Source organism: Heyndrickxia coagulans 36D1, assembly GCF_000169195.2.
In the GTDB taxonomy this organism is placed as follows: Bacteria; Bacillota; Bacilli; order Bacillales; family Bacillaceae_C; genus Weizmannia; species Weizmannia faecalis.
In genome coordinates this window covers 184,928-199,673 of record NC_016023.1, presented here as the reverse complement: position 1 = coordinate 199,673, position 14,746 = coordinate 184,928, and the positions used below count along the sequence as shown (strand labels likewise).

At 47.8% G+C, this 14,746-nt stretch carries 20 protein-coding genes; 15 read left to right on the top strand and 5 right to left on the bottom strand.

Features of this window, described 5'->3' with window-relative positions:
• The first annotated feature begins 1 nt into the window (after position 1).
• On the top strand, positions 2 to 331 hold the full coding sequence (gene ctaF, locus BCOA_RS18185; RefSeq protein ID WP_014095591.1) for a cytochrome c oxidase subunit IVB: 330 nt from the start codon (positions 2 to 4) through the stop codon (positions 329 to 331).
• Positions 332 to 622: 291 nt separating this feature from the next.
• Positions 623 to 1,594, top strand: a complete 972-nt coding sequence (ctaG, locus tag BCOA_RS18180) for a cytochrome c oxidase assembly factor CtaG (protein WP_014095590.1) — start codon at positions 623 to 625, stop codon at positions 1,592 to 1,594.
• 54 nt (positions 1,595 to 1,648) lie between these two features.
• Here ctaG and BCOA_RS18175 read toward each other — a convergent pair whose 3' ends face one another.
• Positions 1,649 to 2,008, bottom strand: coding sequence for a YugN family protein (locus tag BCOA_RS18175; RefSeq protein ID WP_014095589.1), 360 nt, complete (start codon positions 2,006 to 2,008; stop codon positions 1,649 to 1,651).
• A 260-nt stretch (positions 2,009 to 2,268) separates the two neighbouring features.
• Here BCOA_RS18175 and BCOA_RS18170 point away from each other — a divergent pair, with 260 nt between their 5' ends.
• A complete protein-coding gene (locus BCOA_RS18170; RefSeq protein WP_014095588.1) occupies positions 2,269 to 3,288 on the top strand; it encodes a CAP domain-containing protein in 1,020 nt (339 codons plus the stop codon).
• Between the two features lie 100 nt (positions 3,289 to 3,388).
• Here BCOA_RS18170 and BCOA_RS18165 read toward each other — a convergent pair whose 3' ends face one another.
• Positions 3,389 to 3,868 (bottom strand): PaaI family thioesterase, encoded by a 480-nt coding sequence (locus BCOA_RS18165; protein ID WP_014095587.1) that lies wholly within the window; start codon positions 3,866 to 3,868, stop codon positions 3,389 to 3,391.
• 179 nt (positions 3,869 to 4,047) lie between these two features.
• On the opposite strand from BCOA_RS18165, the gene BCOA_RS18160 reads away from it, so the two are divergent.
• The 5 genes from BCOA_RS18160 to BCOA_RS18140 all read left to right on the top strand — a co-directional run bounded on the left by BCOA_RS18160 (position 4,048) and on the right by BCOA_RS18140 (position 6,016).
• A complete protein-coding gene (locus BCOA_RS18160) occupies positions 4,048 to 4,440 on the top strand; it encodes a YlbD family protein (protein ID WP_014095586.1) in 393 nt (130 codons plus the stop codon).
• 15 nt (positions 4,441 to 4,455) lie between these two features.
• On the top strand, positions 4,456 to 4,695 hold the full coding sequence (locus BCOA_RS18155; RefSeq protein ID WP_014095585.1) for a YlbE-like family protein: 240 nt from the start codon (positions 4,456 to 4,458) through the stop codon (positions 4,693 to 4,695).
• 73 nt (positions 4,696 to 4,768) lie between these two features.
• Positions 4,769 to 5,146 (top strand): hypothetical protein, encoded by a 378-nt coding sequence (locus BCOA_RS18150; RefSeq protein WP_014095584.1) that lies wholly within the window; start codon positions 4,769 to 4,771, stop codon positions 5,144 to 5,146.
• 60 nt (positions 5,147 to 5,206) lie between these two features.
• Positions 5,207 to 5,647: a YlbF family regulator gene (locus BCOA_RS18145; protein ID WP_014095583.1), complete on the top strand. Its 441-nt coding sequence runs from the start codon at positions 5,207 to 5,209 to the stop codon at positions 5,645 to 5,647.
• A 93-nt stretch (positions 5,648 to 5,740) separates the two neighbouring features.
• Positions 5,741 to 6,016, top strand: a complete 276-nt coding sequence (locus tag BCOA_RS18140; protein ID WP_014095582.1) for a YlbG family protein — start codon at positions 5,741 to 5,743, stop codon at positions 6,014 to 6,016.
• 139 nt (positions 6,017 to 6,155) lie between these two features.
• Here BCOA_RS18140 and BCOA_RS18135 read toward each other — a convergent pair whose 3' ends face one another.
• Entirely contained in the window at positions 6,156 to 6,545 is a 390-nt protein-coding gene (locus BCOA_RS18135; protein ID WP_014095581.1) for a DUF7147 family protein, read from the bottom strand.
• 410 nt (positions 6,546 to 6,955) lie between these two features.
• Here BCOA_RS18135 and rsmD point away from each other — a divergent pair, with 410 nt between their 5' ends.
• Together rsmD and coaD are read left to right on the top strand one after the other, a co-directional pair.
• Positions 6,956 to 7,552: a 16S rRNA (guanine(966)-N(2))-methyltransferase RsmD gene (gene rsmD, locus BCOA_RS18130; RefSeq protein WP_014095580.1), complete on the top strand. Its 597-nt coding sequence runs from the start codon at positions 6,956 to 6,958 to the stop codon at positions 7,550 to 7,552.
• Positions 7,509 to 8,003: a pantetheine-phosphate adenylyltransferase gene (gene coaD / locus BCOA_RS18125; protein ID WP_035189195.1), complete on the top strand. Its 495-nt coding sequence runs from the start codon at positions 7,509 to 7,511 to the stop codon at positions 8,001 to 8,003. Before rsmD ends, coaD begins: the two co-directional genes overlap by 44 nt.
• 276 nt (positions 8,004 to 8,279) lie before the next feature.
• Here coaD and ylbJ read toward each other — a convergent pair whose 3' ends face one another.
• Positions 8,280 to 9,500 (bottom strand): sporulation integral membrane protein YlbJ, encoded by a 1,221-nt coding sequence (gene ylbJ / locus BCOA_RS18120; protein WP_014095578.1) that lies wholly within the window; start codon positions 9,498 to 9,500, stop codon positions 8,280 to 8,282.
• Between the two features lie 125 nt (positions 9,501 to 9,625).
• Between ylbJ and BCOA_RS18115 the strand changes: the two genes are divergently transcribed.
• Positions 9,626 to 10,417, top strand: coding sequence for a patatin-like phospholipase family protein (locus BCOA_RS18115; protein WP_014095577.1), 792 nt, complete (start codon positions 9,626 to 9,628; stop codon positions 10,415 to 10,417).
• Positions 10,414 to 11,463 (top strand): SepM family pheromone-processing serine protease, encoded by a 1,050-nt coding sequence (locus BCOA_RS18110; protein ID WP_014095576.1) that lies wholly within the window; start codon positions 10,414 to 10,416, stop codon positions 11,461 to 11,463. Before BCOA_RS18115 ends, BCOA_RS18110 begins: the two co-directional genes overlap by 4 nt.
• Positions 11,464 to 11,754: 291 nt before the next feature.
• Here BCOA_RS18110 and BCOA_RS18105 read toward each other — a convergent pair whose 3' ends face one another.
• Positions 11,755 to 12,981 carry a nucleotidyltransferase gene (locus tag BCOA_RS18105; protein ID WP_035189218.1) on the bottom strand — a complete coding sequence of 409 codons (1,227 nt, stop codon included), beginning with the start codon at positions 12,979 to 12,981 and terminating at the stop codon, positions 11,755 to 11,757.
• Positions 12,982 to 13,264: 283 nt separating this feature from the next.
• Here BCOA_RS18105 and BCOA_RS18100 point away from each other — a divergent pair, with 283 nt between their 5' ends.
• From BCOA_RS18100 to BCOA_RS18090, 3 genes are all read left to right on the top strand, one after another.
• On the top strand, positions 13,265 to 13,810 hold the full coding sequence (locus tag BCOA_RS18100; RefSeq protein WP_014095574.1) for a YceD family protein: 546 nt from the start codon (positions 13,265 to 13,267) through the stop codon (positions 13,808 to 13,810).
• 52 nt (positions 13,811 to 13,862) lie between these two features.
• Positions 13,863 to 14,036 (top strand): 50S ribosomal protein L32, encoded by a 174-nt coding sequence (gene rpmF / locus BCOA_RS18095; protein ID WP_014095573.1) that lies wholly within the window; start codon positions 13,863 to 13,865, stop codon positions 14,034 to 14,036.
• Between the two features lie 173 nt (positions 14,037 to 14,209).
• Positions 14,210 to 14,722, top strand: coding sequence for an RsfA family transcriptional regulator (locus BCOA_RS18090; protein ID WP_014095572.1), 513 nt, complete (start codon positions 14,210 to 14,212; stop codon positions 14,720 to 14,722).
• Positions 14,723 to 14,746 lie beyond the last annotated feature (24 nt).

Sequence of the window (14,746 nt, the reverse complement as noted above, 5' to 3'; positions counted from 1 at the left end):
GATGGAACACAATGCACAAATGGACAGACGCCATGTTGAATACGAATACAGGCGCCGCAAAAGCGCGGAGGAAATGAAGTACCAGGTCGTCAGTTTTATCTTGATGATGTTTTTGACCATTATTGCATTCTGGGCCGTCCATGCCCATTTGTCCAAATGGTTTACCATTCCGGTTATCCTGCTTTTGGCTGCGATCCAGGTCGTGTTTCAGCTGTTTTATTTCATGCATATGAACCATAAGCACCATGAAGGCCCGAAACTTTTCATCTTTGGTGGCACACTCGTCGCATTTGTCACAGTCCTGGCATTCCTCACCATCATCTGGTGGTGAATAGAAAAGCGGAGGGCGTTTGATTATCGGCGTACGGATTTTTTTAGGCCTCTGACTGAGATAAAGGAAACACGGCGAGGAACGAGCCGATGTTGACTTATCGTAGGGAAGAGGCCGGAAAATCCGCTAGCCGATAACGCCCGGAGCTAGACAAAGAAAAGCGGAGGCGACTGCTTAGCCCCGACAGGCGAATGTTCCGGCCGGGATGAAGCCTTGGCTTCAGGACGGACGGGTTATTCGACCCGAGGGGCTAGGAGCCGCAGCTAGACAAAGAAAAGCGGAGGGCGCTTCTTGGGCGCCCCCGCTTTAAATCGATTTGCAATGGTGCGGAAAGGAGTGGTAATGGTGCCGCTTGAAATATTCGGATTTCGTGCACTGTGGAGCCCTTATTTTTTTATCACGATCTTACTGTTTGTTTTTCTTTATTTTCTGCTTGCGTCCTTATGCAAAAGGTCTTATTTGAACGCAATGCCGCCGAGTCCGGTGCAGTCTGTTTCTTTTTGTACAGCGATGGTATTGCTTTACATCGTCAAAGGCTCTCCTGTCGATCTTATCGGGCATATCCTGTTTTCCGTCCATATGCTGCAAATGTCTGTCCTTTTTTTCATCGTGGCGCCGCTGTTTTTGCGTGGGATGCCGGTATGGATATTGGAAAAGGGGATGCAGCTTCCGGTTGTCGCGCCTATTGTCCGATTCTTTACAAATCCGGTGCTTGCCGTTATCACCTTTAATATCATTTTTTCCCTGTACCACATTCCGGCCGTTTTCGATCAGGTCAAGGTCACTCCTTTTCTCCACAGCATCTACACCATTGTGCTGTTTCTTTTAGCCATAGCGATGTGGTGGCCGATTTTGTCGCCATTGCCCGGGCAATATGCGCTGAGTGGCCTGAAAAAAATCGCTTATTTATTTGCAAGCGCCATGCTTTTAACCCCTGCATGCGCCTTAATCATGTTCGCCAATCATCCGGTTTACAGGAGCTTTTCCGACGGAACGATGTGGCTTTCGTCCATGCATTTATGTGTGCCTGCTGACATGCTCTCCGGAGTGGCGCGTTACGGCTCCCCGGCGCTTTTCTCACCGCTTCCTGTACTGCAGGACCAGCAGCTTGGCGGTGTGGTGATGAAAATCATGCAGGAAATCGTCTACGGCATCATGCTTGCCCGCATCTTTTTCCAATGGGCAAGGACAGAACAGGAAGATGGCAGCACGGAAAAGAATCCGGTTGCCGGAGAACAGCGGAGGCTGATCGAACAGCATTAAAAAAGGCCGCTCTCTATGGCCCGCCGTTTTAAGGGGCCACAGGAGCGGCGCATTTTATTCAGCAAATACAACCAAGTCTTCTTTAAGCGCTTCCAAAATTTTTCTGCAATACATGACGAGATCATGCGGAAAATACTCGTCATCGCCGTACTCCACACCATGCGGATAATAATATTTTCCTAAAATAGGCGCCTTTAACTGAATCACGGCATCAAACGAATCCACATCCCCCTCGGTTGCAACTCCCTGCACGCGAAGATAATAGGTGCCTTCTTGAATCGTAAATTTTCTATCATATGTGACGCGTTCATAATCCCATTGCCCGGCACGTACCATCTTGTGCCGCTCCATTACATCATCCAACCGCGTCAGATCCACTTTCATATTTTCCAAACCCGTGTCATCAAACCGCAAAAATACCCCTCCCGTCCGCGCAATTAAAATCTTTCAATTTTATCTTATCTGAATACAAACATTTATGCAATGCAAATGTTCATACCCGCAAAAAAACCGGCCGCACCGGCTGCCCTTCGAGGAGGTGATTGAAAAAATTGGTGCTTTTCTGCTTAAAACTGTAAAATATATAATAAAATGAATTAAAGGAGAAAAAATTTACGGAACATCAAGAGAGGTGAAGTCACCTGCGTACCTTTTTAAAAACAGCCGCGATCCTTGTGATCATATTTCTGATCGGACTTTATGTCCAGCTTCGTCCTGAAAACGGCGTACTGCAAAACCATTCCTCTAACAAGAAAATGGATAACAGTTCTGACATTCATGACCACAGCAAGGATCAAACGTACAGCCGTCCGGATCATGGCATGTCGGTATATATCGGGAAACCTGTGAAAACGTTGACCACACATTTCGGAAAACCACAAAGGGTGGATCTGTCTCCATATGGTTATGATTGGTGGATTTATAAGAAAAAATCGACCGGTTATTTTCAGGCCGGCGTGAAAAATGGCAAGGTTACGACCATTTACGCTGTCGGAACCCGTTTAGACGTAGCCCCGTTTGAGATTGGAGAAAATGTAGAAAAAATTTACAGTTCCATTTTAATGGATACGGATATGACGGTGCAAACAAATGAAGGCACATACCGCTTTGAATTGTCGGAAGAAGATTTGAATATCCGCCCGCTTGTCCGTCTTGGGGATATCTATGCCCAGCTGGCGCTTGATAAGTTCAGCGGCAAATTGCTGTTTATCCGTTTTATGGATAAAAACACACTGACGATGCTGCATCCATATGAAATGGTGTACCACGGAGAACTGCCCGAATCCGTTCCGGAGGATGATCCGAAATGGGTTGACGTAGAAAAGGCGAACGCCAGGCAAATTTTTGACCTTACAAACATTGTCAGGGCACGATTCGGTTTAAAAAAACTGGCCTGGAATACAGCTCTTTCCGAAGTGGCGTACAATCACAGCAAAGACATGGCTGACGACCATTATTTTTCGCATGTCTCCCCCAAATATGGAGACTTAAAAGAAAGATTAAAGAATGGGCATGTTTCTTATGCTGCGGCTGGGGAAAATATTGCCGCCCACTATACGGATGGTCCGGCTGCTGTGGAGGGATGGCTTAATTCAGAAGGCCACCGGAAAACATTGCTGGAGAAAGATTTCACCCATCTTGGCGTCGGGGTGTACCAGAAATACTATACCCAGGATTTCATGAAGGCACCATAGCCGGATACCGTTCCAGCCTAAGCTGGAGAGGGGTCCGGCTGATGTATGCATATAAGGCAGGCGGGCTGCCCGGGGCTTTTGAAAGGGTATTTCCGGCTTCTCATTTCAAAATGAAAAAAGAACCCGTGCAATGGGCGATCTTTGTCCCGTCATCCCGAAAGGCAGTTCCTTCCAGCACCATCGTTTGCGTGCCGCGGTGGATTACCTTTGCCTTCGCTTTTAAGCGGCTTCCCGTCCCCGGGGCAATATAATGAATGGTGAGATTGGATGTAACAGCCTGCTGACCCGCCGGCAACAGGCGATTTGCCATCACGCCCATTGCTGTATCAAGCAGGGTTGCCGTTACACCGCCGTGAACGATGGAAAAGTTATTGTAGAGTAACGGCGTAACTGGAATGGTCACCTCGCATTCTTCCCCATCGAAGTCCGCTTCCATCAAAAAGAGATCCTTGAAATATGTACGTTCGTTCCCGGCTTGTTTATTGGAAAGTCCATTTAACATTTGCTGCAATACGATTAAGTCTTCTTCCGTTGCCGCTTGGACCACTTTTTCAAAAGTATGGTGTATTTCTTCTTTCATCTCCTGATACCTCTTTTAACGCGTTTTTTTAAAAGCATACCCATATCGTATCAAAATTCACGGGAAATGAAAACCTTCACACCTGCTTACTGCCGGCATATGCTGGATATGAGGAAGGTATGTGAACGTAACAGAAAGCCAACGTTCGAAAAAAATGTTTTCTCGCGGGGTGAGCGGAAATGGGAACGAAAAAATTGCATCCTTCCGTAGAAAAGTTTAAAGCTTTTACAAAAACCCATCCTTTGATTTTAAAAGAAGTCCGGGGCGGAAAAAAGTCTTTACAGGATTTCTTTGAAGAATGGTATATACTGGGCGAAGACGACCCGGTCTGGGAAAAATACGCGGCAGAAGGCAGTGAAACGAAGGAAAAAACGGGCGGGAGAAGCAGCTGGCTGAACCAGCTCGGCGCGATGCTCGAGAACCTGGACCCAGCACAGGTCCAAGGCCACCTGCAGCATTTGACGGAAGCGATTGCCGCCGTCCAAAATGTGATCACGCAGTTTACAGGGGGGCAGACGCCACAATCCCAGGCTCCCCAGCCGAAGGGCCCGTTTTCATTCAGAAAAGACTAGAGAGGGGCTGCACATATGCGGAACGAAGTAATGGAAGTCATCCGGCAGTCGAACGAATGGAAAACTTTTTTAAGGGAGCAGCCGGCGTGGTACCGGAAATTGTCAAGGCATCCCGAGGAACTGGAGCAATTTCAAATTGCCGCGCTCCATTATTACCAGAAAACGATCCCGCAGCGGGTTGAAAAGTTTGCAAACGGGTTGCAAATGGCACAAATGATGATGCATATGGTGCAGTCCATCTATGAACAAGGATGATTTCCGAAAAAATTTGCCTTTTTTGAGTAAATCAGCGCTTTCTTGCGGAAAATAACCGCAAGGAGTGATCGAAATGAAGATGGCTGCAGGATTCCTTGCTGTATGTTTGCTGTTTGCCGGCTGCAGCGGGCATATGCCGCGTAAAGAGCAGCGGGAAGCGGATGCTGCTTCCGCGGCAGAAAACCAGGCATCAGTCCGGTATTTTGTAAAAGATCGGGATTTGTTTGTGGAATGTATGATTCCAAGCGTCACCTTTTCAGGCAGCCGGCATGCCAAACCGGCAAAAATCAAAGTCTATGTGGATGGTGTATGGAAAGGCGAGTACAATACGGCTGCATTTGTTGTAAAAGGGCTTGAAAAAGGGGTACATACAGTGCAGCTCGAAGTAGTGGACAAAAACACAGGCGCCCGCCTAGGCATTCACAGACAGTTTTATATTTCTGTCAGCTGATCGGGCAAATTCGCAAAGCTTGCGGAAACATGGTAAAATCATCATGTGGAGGTGAGCTTTTTGCTTGCAACATTGGAAAGCGCGGAAATTTTGTCTGAAGCTGAAGCACTGGCGAAAATGGTCATTGCCTCGGATATTGCCGAAAATTACCGGGACTGCTATAACAGGATGTATCATGATCCAGCCACACAGCAGAAAATCCGGAAATTTGCACGCCTGAAAGAACAGTTTGAGGAAGTCCAGCGCTTTGGCAGGTATCACCCTGATTATAAACGCATCAACAAAGAAACAAGGGAAGCCAAGAGGGAAATGGATCTGGATGAGAACGTCGCAAGATTCAGGCGGGCGGAAAATGCCCTCCAGGATCTGCTCGACCAAATCAGCCTGATGATTGGCAAATCTGTTTCTGAACATATAAAAGTGCCGACCGGAAATCCGTTTTTTGATGCCTCTTGTTCCGGCGGCTGCGGAACCGGCGGCAGCTGCAGCTGTTCCGCATAAATCGTGATAAGGCCGCAATCCGCGGCCTTTCCTTATTGTTCCGTGAAAAAAGGTATGGTACACTCATTAAAAAAAGCACGAAGGGGAAACGCTATGTTATCAGATCGGCAGGGCCTCATCATTTGGCTGTATCAGATGAAGCATACGAAACATTTACGAAGATTTGGCAATGTCCATTATGCGTCAAAAAGGATGAAGTATGCCGTCCTTTATTGTGACCGCAAAGAGATAGAGCAGGTAAAAGCGAAAATTGAAAATCTTCCGTTTGTAAGGAAAGTGGATTATTCCATGAAGCCGTTTTTAAAAACGGAATATGAAAACGCAAAACCGGACAAAGCAAAAGAATACGATTATAAAATAGGGCTATAAAGGCGCCGGGTTTGCATGCTAGCATTCCCTGCGTGTGCATCACCGCAAATCCGCCGTGCCCAAAAAAGCGTTGCTGCCCGGAAGCTCCGTCCCGCGCATTTTAAATCAAGCACATCCAGCTGCACTCTGGCCGAAATATTTATTGCAGCGGCGGAATCAGCCGGTTCATTCTTAATATGCCGATTAAATATTGATAAAAAAGGTTTTTGTCGGAAAAAGACGAAGATGGCCGGACTTCGAGTTCCACAATGTCCGCTCCTAAAGCAGCTGCGGTTTCGGCAAACAGGCTGTACCGTTTGTTTGGCTGCACCCTCGGATCCGGAATCCCTTCAAGGCAAACGTATAACGCCTGAAATTCCCCCGGATCGGTCGGTTTTAAAATGAGCACGGGCGAAGTGACAGCTTGATCCGCAACGATGGTATGAAGGGCAAGCATGCCGTGCAGCCGGTGCCGGTTTGCTTTTGCCAGTTCGATCAGTTCAAATAAATCTGTATATCCGTTTCCTAGTTCAATAAATCTTTGTTGCATCTTCATTCCTCGCTTACAAACAAATTTGCTGCTTCTATTCTACTGCACTTCTTTTTATTCGGAAAGTATTTCTGCAAAATAAACCGGGGGAGATGCCGGCCGGCTTTTTGAAACGACGTGCCCGGCCAAGAATGCGGAAAATAAAAAACCCTGCAGCCAATACTGCAGGGCCCTTCTATATCCTTATTCCGGACAGAAGGCAAAGGGAGAGGAGAAACCGGAGGAAGAACTTATGGGGAAACGTAAGTCTTCTCCGCGGTTGGCAGCAACATCTTTTGATGCTGCTGGTATCATTATGGCCAACTTTTCCTGAATTATACTTTTGCTTTAAATTTTGGTGAAAAACTTTTCCACCCGGCCGGAAAATATGGTAGGATAAGATGGAAATCTGATGATACGTGGTGACCAGCATGAGAGTCATTTCAGGAAGCCAAAAGGGCACTGTTTTAAAAGCCGTTCCGGGAATGGGAACGAGGCCTACGACAGATAAAGTAAAAGAAGCGATTTTTAATATGATCGGCCCGTATTTTGAAAAAGGCCTGGGCCTCGATTTATATGCAGGGAGCGGCGGGCTCGGGATCGAAGCCTTGAGCAGGGGTATGGAGAAAGTGATTTTCGTTGATAAGGAGATCCAGGCGCTGCAAACCGTCCGGGCCAACCTGGAAAAATGCGATTTTTTAGGTCGGAGTGAAGTATACCGGAATGATGCCGGCCGTGCATTGAAAGTGCTGGCGAAACGGGGGCTTGCCTTTGATACGGTATTCCTCGACCCGCCTTACAAAAAGCAAAAACTAATCGCGATGTTGGAATTTATCTCGGCAAACGGCCTTCTCCTTGAAAACGGTTACGCTGTTTGCGAGCACGACGCCGGGCTGACCTTGCCGGAAAAAGCGGGCAATCTTTTTACATATAAAACAGCACAGTACGGCATCACCGGCATCACGATTTACACGAAAAAGGGAGATGAAACCCGTGGGGAAGACCGCGATCTGCCCGGGCAGCTTTGATCCGATTACAAACGGGCATCTGGATATTATTAAAAGAGGGGCAAAAGTATTTGACAAAGTCTATGTGGCAGTGCTGAACAATATTTCAAAACAACCGCTTTTCGATATTGAAGAAAGAAAAGCGTTGATCCGGGAAGTGACAAAAGACATCCCGAATGTGGAAGTCGATTCTTTCCAGGGGCTTTTAATGGAATATGCAGAATCAAAAAAAGCGGATGTGATTATCCGGGGCTTACGGGCTGTTTCGGATTTTGAATATGAATTGCAGCTGACATCCATGAACCGTGTGCTGAATGACAGAATTGAAACCTTTTTTATCATGACAAACAACCAGTATTCTTTTCTCAGCTCAAGCATTGTGAAAGAAATCGCCAAATACCACGGCAATATTGCGGAACTGGTACCACCGGTTGTGCATGAGGCATTGAAAAAGAAATTTCAGGGGCAATAGAAAAGCGGGCGGAACCGGACATTCCGGAAGAGCTGGACGAACACAGAAGTGTTGATACAATAGAAAAAGCAATGGGAACCGGACATACCGGCCGTACATAAAGTGCCGGAAAATCCCGGGCTGGGCCGGATGTACATTTTAAACCGGCTCCCCAAAACCGGACATGCCGTTTATACACCGCACTAAAAACTTTAAAAACAGGCCCGGTTTATTTATTGAAAAATTTGCGAAGGCATCAGAAAAAGCGGGAATGCTCCCCGCTTTTTTGCGCTTTTTTCAGGCCCGGTCCGCCCGGCAGGCACGATAATAAAGAAAAATGTACAGTACAAGACAGGACAGGGTAAACAACGGCCCGTAGATTTCAAGCCAATCTGTCACACGCGCGTACAAGCTGCGGCCTCCACCTGGCATACCAAAAGCTTCCTGCCACGCGCTTTTTTCAGCAAAAAAGCGTAAGTAGACCGGATTCCAAACGAGCCGGATGATCACAGCCGACAGAAAACCGTGCAGCAGGCGGGCAAGAAAAAACGGCCGGAAACGGATATCTGTCTGGGCAAGAATACTGGCCACCTGCGCCTGGATGCTGAACCCGCCAAACCCGAGGATGAAGCTCGCGGCGATGACCTGCTGAAGCAGCGAGGATTCCTGCACTTCACTGATCATTTGGATTCCGAGTGTTACTTCGAAAAGGCCAGAAATGAGCGGGATGCTCAGCTTTTCCGAAAAATGCGCAAGGTGAAGCAGCTGGGAGACAAGCATGCCGAATACGGATGTGACATGCATATACAGAAGCAATTTATTAAAGACTGAAAACAGGATGATAAATCCGCCGATCATCAGAAGCGTCTGGATGGCGGACATGACAGCGTCCCCGAGCAGCTTCCCGATCGGCTTGCTGTTTTTAATTCTTGTCGCATGCAAAACGAGAAGCGCTTCTTTTAAAAGAAAGGTATGTTTCTTTTTTGGCCCTCTTATATCCTCGCCGGTTCCGTAAAAACGCATCACCAGGCCGACAATAATATTGCCCGCATAATGCGCCGCGGCAAACAGAATGCCGAGAGAAGGATTATGGAAAAAGCCGACAGCGACCGCCCCGAAAATAAAAAGAGGGCTGGAAGAACTGGTGAACGCTACAAGCCGTTCTGCTTCAACCCGGTCAATCTGTTTTTCCTGACGGAGACGGGCGGTCAGTTTCGCCCCTGAAGGATTGCCGGAAGCAAGCCCCATGGCCCAAGTAAATCCGCCAACACCTGGAACACGGAACAATGGCCGCATCAACGGCTCCAAGAGGACACCGACGAAGCGGACCACTCCGAAGCCGATCAGCAGTTCAGAAATGACAAAAAAAGGAAAAAGTGAGGGGAAAACGACTTCCCACCACATATTTAAACCTTGAATGGAGGCTTTAAAAGATTCATCCGGCAATACAATCATGGAAATCGCCATTATCGAAACGCTGAAGGCCAAAATGGCGCTTTTGAGTTTAGACTGGTACAATCTGTGTTCCTCCCCTGTCTTTCAATCCGCAGCACTTGCTCGCTTGTCCCTATAAATCAAATATACTCATAGGTCTGTAAATTAGACCATAAACTGTACGAAAGAAGGACACGAGGAGGGGGACAATGGCGGGTCGCCCAAAAATCGGATTGGCGCTCGGATCGGGAGGCGCCAGAGGCTTTGCGCATATCGGCGTATTGAAAGTTTTTGAAGAGGAAGGCATTCCGGTGGATATGATTTCCGGCAGCAGCATTGGGGCGCTGGTTGCGGCGCTGTACGGGGCGGGGCGGACTGTCCGCGAGATGGAGCTGCTTTCCGGTGCATTTAAACGCAAATATTATTTGGACTTTAAAATTGGCAAGATGGGCCTGATTTCGGGGAAAAGAATTGAAGATCTGATCCGTTTGCTCGTTCATGGGAAAAAACTTGAAGAATTGAACCCACCTGTTGCCGTTGTCGCCGCAAATCTTTCAAACGGCGAAAAAACGGTGTTCAAAAAAGGGCCGGTTCAAGAAGCGGTGCGCGCCAGCATTTCCATCCCTGGCATTTTTGTCCCGAAAAAAATTGGCGGCCATCTTTTTGTGGACGGCGGTGTGGTGGACCGCGTCCCGGTGTCCGTTGTAAAGGAAATGGGGGCGGAGCTTTTGATCGGGGTGGATGTTTCCGTCATGAAAAAAGAAGCGGAAATCCGCCATATTTATGATGTGATTATGCAAAGCATCGATATCATGCAGATGGAACTGGCCGAAAGCCGGAAAACGGAAGCCCATGTTTTGATCCGCCCCGATGTCTCGATGTACAGTTCAATGGCTTTTACAAATGCCGGACAAATCATTAAGATAGGGGAAGAAGCAGCAAAACAATCCGTAACTGAAATACAGCAATTGCTGGAAAAATGGAAGGAGCCCGACAAATGAAACACCGAAACATCCGGCGGCGCATATTGATTGTGGCAGTGCTGATTCTTGCCCTCCTGTCCTTTGTGCCGCTGCCTTATTATATTGAAATGCCGGGGAGCGCCATGCAGCTTGCCCCGCTGATCAAAGTAAAAGGCGGCTATCCTGAAAAAGGCCAGTTGATGCTGACGACTGTCCGTATGGGCCGCGCGAATCCGTATACGTATCTTTGGGCAAAAGTGAGAAAACACGAGGATGTCGTGCCGGTGCGTGAAATTATGGATAAAAATATGACGGACGAGGAATACAATGTCTATCAGCTTTATTTAATGGAATCAGCAAAACATAATGCCATCCAGGCTGCTTTTAAGAAGGCGAAAAGGCCGTTCAGCTCCCGTTATGAAGGGATTTATGTCCTGAATGTATATGACGGGATGCCGGCCGCAAAAGTGCTCAAAGCCGGAGACAGAATTACAAAAGTGGATGGCCATGCATTCAAGTCTTCCAAACAGTTTATGCACTATGTCGCAAAGAAAAAAGCCGGGGACAAAGTGGAATTGGCCTATGTGCGCCAGAAAAAGGCGAAGACGGCAACCGTTGCGCTTGCAAAATTTAAGGAAAACCACCATAAAACGGGAATCGGGATCAGCCTTGTCGATGACCGGACCATCAAATCCGACCCGACCGTGAAAATGGATACTGAAAAAATCGGCGGCCCTTCCGCCGGGCTGATGTTCACATTGGAAATCTACAACCAGCTGACCAAACAGGACATTACAAAAGGCTATAAAATTGCCGGAACCGGAACCATTTCGCCAAACGGGGAGGTTGGCCGCATCGGCGGAATTGATAAAAAAGTGATTGCAGCGGACAAAGCAGGGGCGGACATTTTCTTTGCTCCAGATGATACGATTACACCTGAAATGAAAAAAGCCGAGCCTGGCATCAAGCCGAATTACGAAGAGGCAAAAGCGGCGGCGAAAGAAATCGGGACGAACATGAAAATTGTACCGGTCAAAACACTGGATGATGCACTCGCCTATTTAAACGGCCTGAAACAAAAATAACCGGAAAGCCGCTTGTTTTAGCGGCTTTTCCCTGTAAAGAAGGGGGAAGGCCGTCACGCATCCCGGGCTTTTGCCTGCAAGTCTGAAATGTAATGTGGGTTCCGGTTTTTCGCCTGCAAAAAGCTGAAAATCATGCGTTTCATCGGTTTTTCGCTTGCAAAAAGGAGAACAGCCTAAGTATGCGGCTTTCTCGTCTGCAAAAAGCCGTGCTCATACAATCATGCGTTTCATCCGGCTTTGCCCCAGCTGCATACGCGAAGCTTTCCGTCTGTAAAAAGGCAGAATCAAGCGTCACGCGCCATCCGTTTTTTCGTCTGCAAAAAAAGGTGGCTTGCTGAATTCCCGGATCATTAAGTGTTCCCGTTCGTTTGCCGGAAGCGGGAGGGCATATATCCGCGCGGCTCTTATGTCCGGTGCAAGCAACGGGGCAGTTTGCAGCGAAAATTTTGAAATAATAGGAACCGGTACCGTTTTTTTCACGCTGTTCAAATAGCGCCTTCCCGTTTCGTTCATGGCGAGCAGCCGGATATACGACGGTTTTGCCGCATGTTTTTTGATTTCTGCTTTTTTGGCATTGGTTAACAAATGGGTGCAAATTCGCTGCAGTCTTGTCCACGTGTATCGTTTTGTTTTCACTTTTTCCATGAAGTCGGGAAAACTGTTGGCAGATGCCGCGGCTTTTTTTAAACGGTATTCAATGCCTTCTTCCACTTCATAAATGGCGCGTAATTCTTCTTCAGATGAGGAAAGCAGCCGGTAGTGCAAAAAAGGCCAGTAAAGCGCCCAATGCAGGAAGTGCCCGTTGTTGTTGCGGTGCCGGCTCAGTACATGAAATGCTGGTTCCGGCAGCACCGGGCGGGCAGCGTGCAGATCTTCGGTTTGCAAGATGGTTTTTCTGATGGCGCTTGCACTTGCAATTTCACCGGTTATCGCGACGTCATGGTGCCCAGCCGCTTTTCTCTGGACGGTAAAAGCCTCCATCGCCGGGTTTTGCCTTGCTGCCGCGAGCATATAATGGAAGCCGAGAATATTATTGGGTGAGCTTAAATCGAGCGTACTGTCGCCTGGTGCGAGCTTCTGAAAGCTGTTTGATAGCGCTGCCGGATAGCTGATCCCTTTTTTGACCTCGCGCTTGACGGATGCGTTAAATGCCGCTTCGTTTTGAAGCAGGACGGCAGCCGCCTGGCGGAATGCTTCGATGTCGCCGGATTCGCTGCCGAAGCAGAAGCTTTTGCACTGCAAAGCGTCCAAAATGGCAATCCCGCCTGCCGCAAATTTTTCGGCGGGCTGGACGGCAAATGCATACGGCAGTTCGACAACGAGATCCGCGCCCGATAATACGGCCATCTCCGCCCGCGTCCATTTTGAAACAAGCGCCGGCTCGCCCCGCTGCATAAAATAGCCGCTCATTACGGCAATGATACACTCTGCGCCTGTCATCCGCCGCGTCTCGCGAAGATGGTGCAAATGGCCATTATGAAAAGGATTGTACTCCACAATGATGCCGGTACTTTTCAATTGTGATTCCCCTTTCCGGAAGATTTGGATGTTTAAAAGCACCCGTTTGGGATAAGTTATTTTTAACATAACCGGCAAAAAAAGCAATCCTGCCTGCTGCAAAATTTTTTTGAAAAAACGGGGAGTCTTGAAGATGAAAGCGTAAAAAGGACGCGTCTTAAACAAGCCCGGGCCGGTTTCTGGTTTGAAGAAAAATTTTCGTTTTGGACATCATGGTTGTAAAGCAAAAAATATTGACAAAAGGTATGAGGGAAGCTATAATTACCTTTGTTGTCTTGGGGTGATGAAAGTGAAATGGTCTGCCATTCAATTGCAAAAATTTCGGGACAAGCGCTTTGAGATAGATGAATCGGTTGATATTACAAAAGATTTAATGGAAACTGATTCCGAGATCCGCGGGGCTTCGCCTTTCCACGTAACGGGAACGGGGAGTGCTCAGCAGGGCAGGGTGACGTTTGATCTTCACATTGAAGGAACGCTTGTGCTGCCTTGTGCCCGGACGCTTGTTGATGTACATTACCCGGTAGACTTGAAATCGACAGAAACGTTTCTTCTCGAGCCTTCCGATTATGAAGGCACTGAAGATGAAGAAGTGCATGTTGCCGAAAATGAGGTCATTGATTTGATCCCGGTTATGAAAGAATTGATTTTGCTCGATATTCCCATGCAGGTTTTCAGTGAGGAAGCCAAAAAAGGAGAACTGCCGCATACGGACAACTGGCAGGTGCTGACGGAGGACGAGTATCTGGAAATGGAGCAGAAGGCGGAAAAAGCGGTAGACCCGCGTATGGCCGACCTTGCGAAATTTTTTGACCAGGATTCTGAATAACCGCCATCTTCGGCTAAATGATATGCTGATCTCTTATAAGGAGGTGGGAAGAATGGCTGTACCTTTTAGAAGAACTTCTAAAACGGCAAAAAGAAAACGCCGCACACATTTTAAATTGCAAGTTCCCGGCATGATTGAATGCCCGCGATGCGGTGAAATGAAAATGGCACACCGCGTATGCCCATCTTGCGGTTATTACAAAAACAAAGTTGTGGTAAATAAATAATAAAAGAGCACGGCGCAAACCCGTGCTTTTTTATTTGCCTTCAAAACGCCATCCCTTTCCGCCAAAAGCCTCTGTCTGTTCTTCCTTTTTTCCTCAAAATTTTGCAGCGTCTTTTCGTCTATCTTTTCTATCAACGGCATATGAATAGTATTAAAAAGGATGGGGGGAAAGATATGCCGGCAGTCAGACAGGATGCCTGGACACAGGAAGAAGATTTGCTGCTATCGGACATTGTGTTGCGCCATATCCGCGAAGGCAGCACGCAGCTCCGGGCGTTTGAAGAGGCAGGGAAGCGGATGAACCGGACCGCAGCGGCATGCGGGTTCAGGTGGAATTCTTATGTGAGAAAGCAGTACGCCTCAGAAATTGAAGCCGCAAAAAAAGAAAGAAAGGAAAAAAAGCAGCTCGTCCGAGATTCCGGGAGAGCACCGGCTGAAGAAGGGCAGCAGACAGAAGCAACGCTGTTTGATGCCATCCGTATCCTTCAGCAGCTTGCGGAAAAAAGCAGGCACGAGAGTGGGCAGTTGTCCGCATCCCGGCGCGGTACAGAGGAATGGAAAAGCAAATATGAGGCGCTGCTTCAAAAGTATCTTGAAGAAAAGGAAAAGCATGAGCAGCTGCAAAAAGAATACAGTGCGCTCCTTTCCATTATGGAAAAAGCACGGCAGTTGTCTGAACAAGATTAAAGCGGCGGCACATCCCCTGGACCT

What these genes read in the sequence shown, in the direction of transcription:
- ctaF (WP_014095591.1), top strand. Translation starts at nt 2, where the DNA reads ATGGAACACAATGCACAAATGGACAGACGCCATGTTGAATACGAATAC.
- BCOA_RS18165 (WP_014095587.1), bottom strand. Translation starts at nt 3,868, where the DNA reads ATGAAAGAAGAAATACACCATACTTTTGAAAAAGTGGTCCAAGCGGCA.
- BCOA_RS18160 (WP_014095586.1), top strand. Translation starts at nt 4,048, where the DNA reads ATGGGAACGAAAAAATTGCATCCTTCCGTAGAAAAGTTTAAAGCTTTT.
- BCOA_RS18155 (WP_014095585.1), top strand. Translation starts at nt 4,456, where the DNA reads ATGCGGAACGAAGTAATGGAAGTCATCCGGCAGTCGAACGAATGGAAA.
- BCOA_RS18150 (WP_014095584.1), top strand. Translation starts at nt 4,769, where the DNA reads ATGAAGATGGCTGCAGGATTCCTTGCTGTATGTTTGCTGTTTGCCGGC.
- BCOA_RS18140 (WP_014095582.1), top strand. Translation starts at nt 5,741, where the DNA reads ATGTTATCAGATCGGCAGGGCCTCATCATTTGGCTGTATCAGATGAAG.
- BCOA_RS18135 (WP_014095581.1), bottom strand. Translation starts at nt 6,545, where the DNA reads ATGCAACAAAGATTTATTGAACTAGGAAACGGATATACAGATTTATTT.
- rsmD (WP_014095580.1), top strand. Translation starts at nt 6,956, where the DNA reads ATGAGAGTCATTTCAGGAAGCCAAAAGGGCACTGTTTTAAAAGCCGTT.
- coaD (WP_035189195.1), top strand. Translation starts at nt 7,509, where the DNA reads ATGAAACCCGTGGGGAAGACCGCGATCTGCCCGGGCAGCTTTGATCCG.
- BCOA_RS18115 (WP_014095577.1), top strand. Translation starts at nt 9,626, where the DNA reads ATGGCGGGTCGCCCAAAAATCGGATTGGCGCTCGGATCGGGAGGCGCC.
- BCOA_RS18110 (WP_014095576.1), top strand. Translation starts at nt 10,414, where the DNA reads ATGAAACACCGAAACATCCGGCGGCGCATATTGATTGTGGCAGTGCTG.
- BCOA_RS18100 (WP_014095574.1), top strand. Translation starts at nt 13,265, where the DNA reads ATGAAAGTGAAATGGTCTGCCATTCAATTGCAAAAATTTCGGGACAAG.
- rpmF (WP_014095573.1), top strand. Translation starts at nt 13,863, where the DNA reads ATGGCTGTACCTTTTAGAAGAACTTCTAAAACGGCAAAAAGAAAACGC.
- BCOA_RS18090 (WP_014095572.1), top strand. Translation starts at nt 14,210, where the DNA reads ATGCCGGCAGTCAGACAGGATGCCTGGACACAGGAAGAAGATTTGCTG.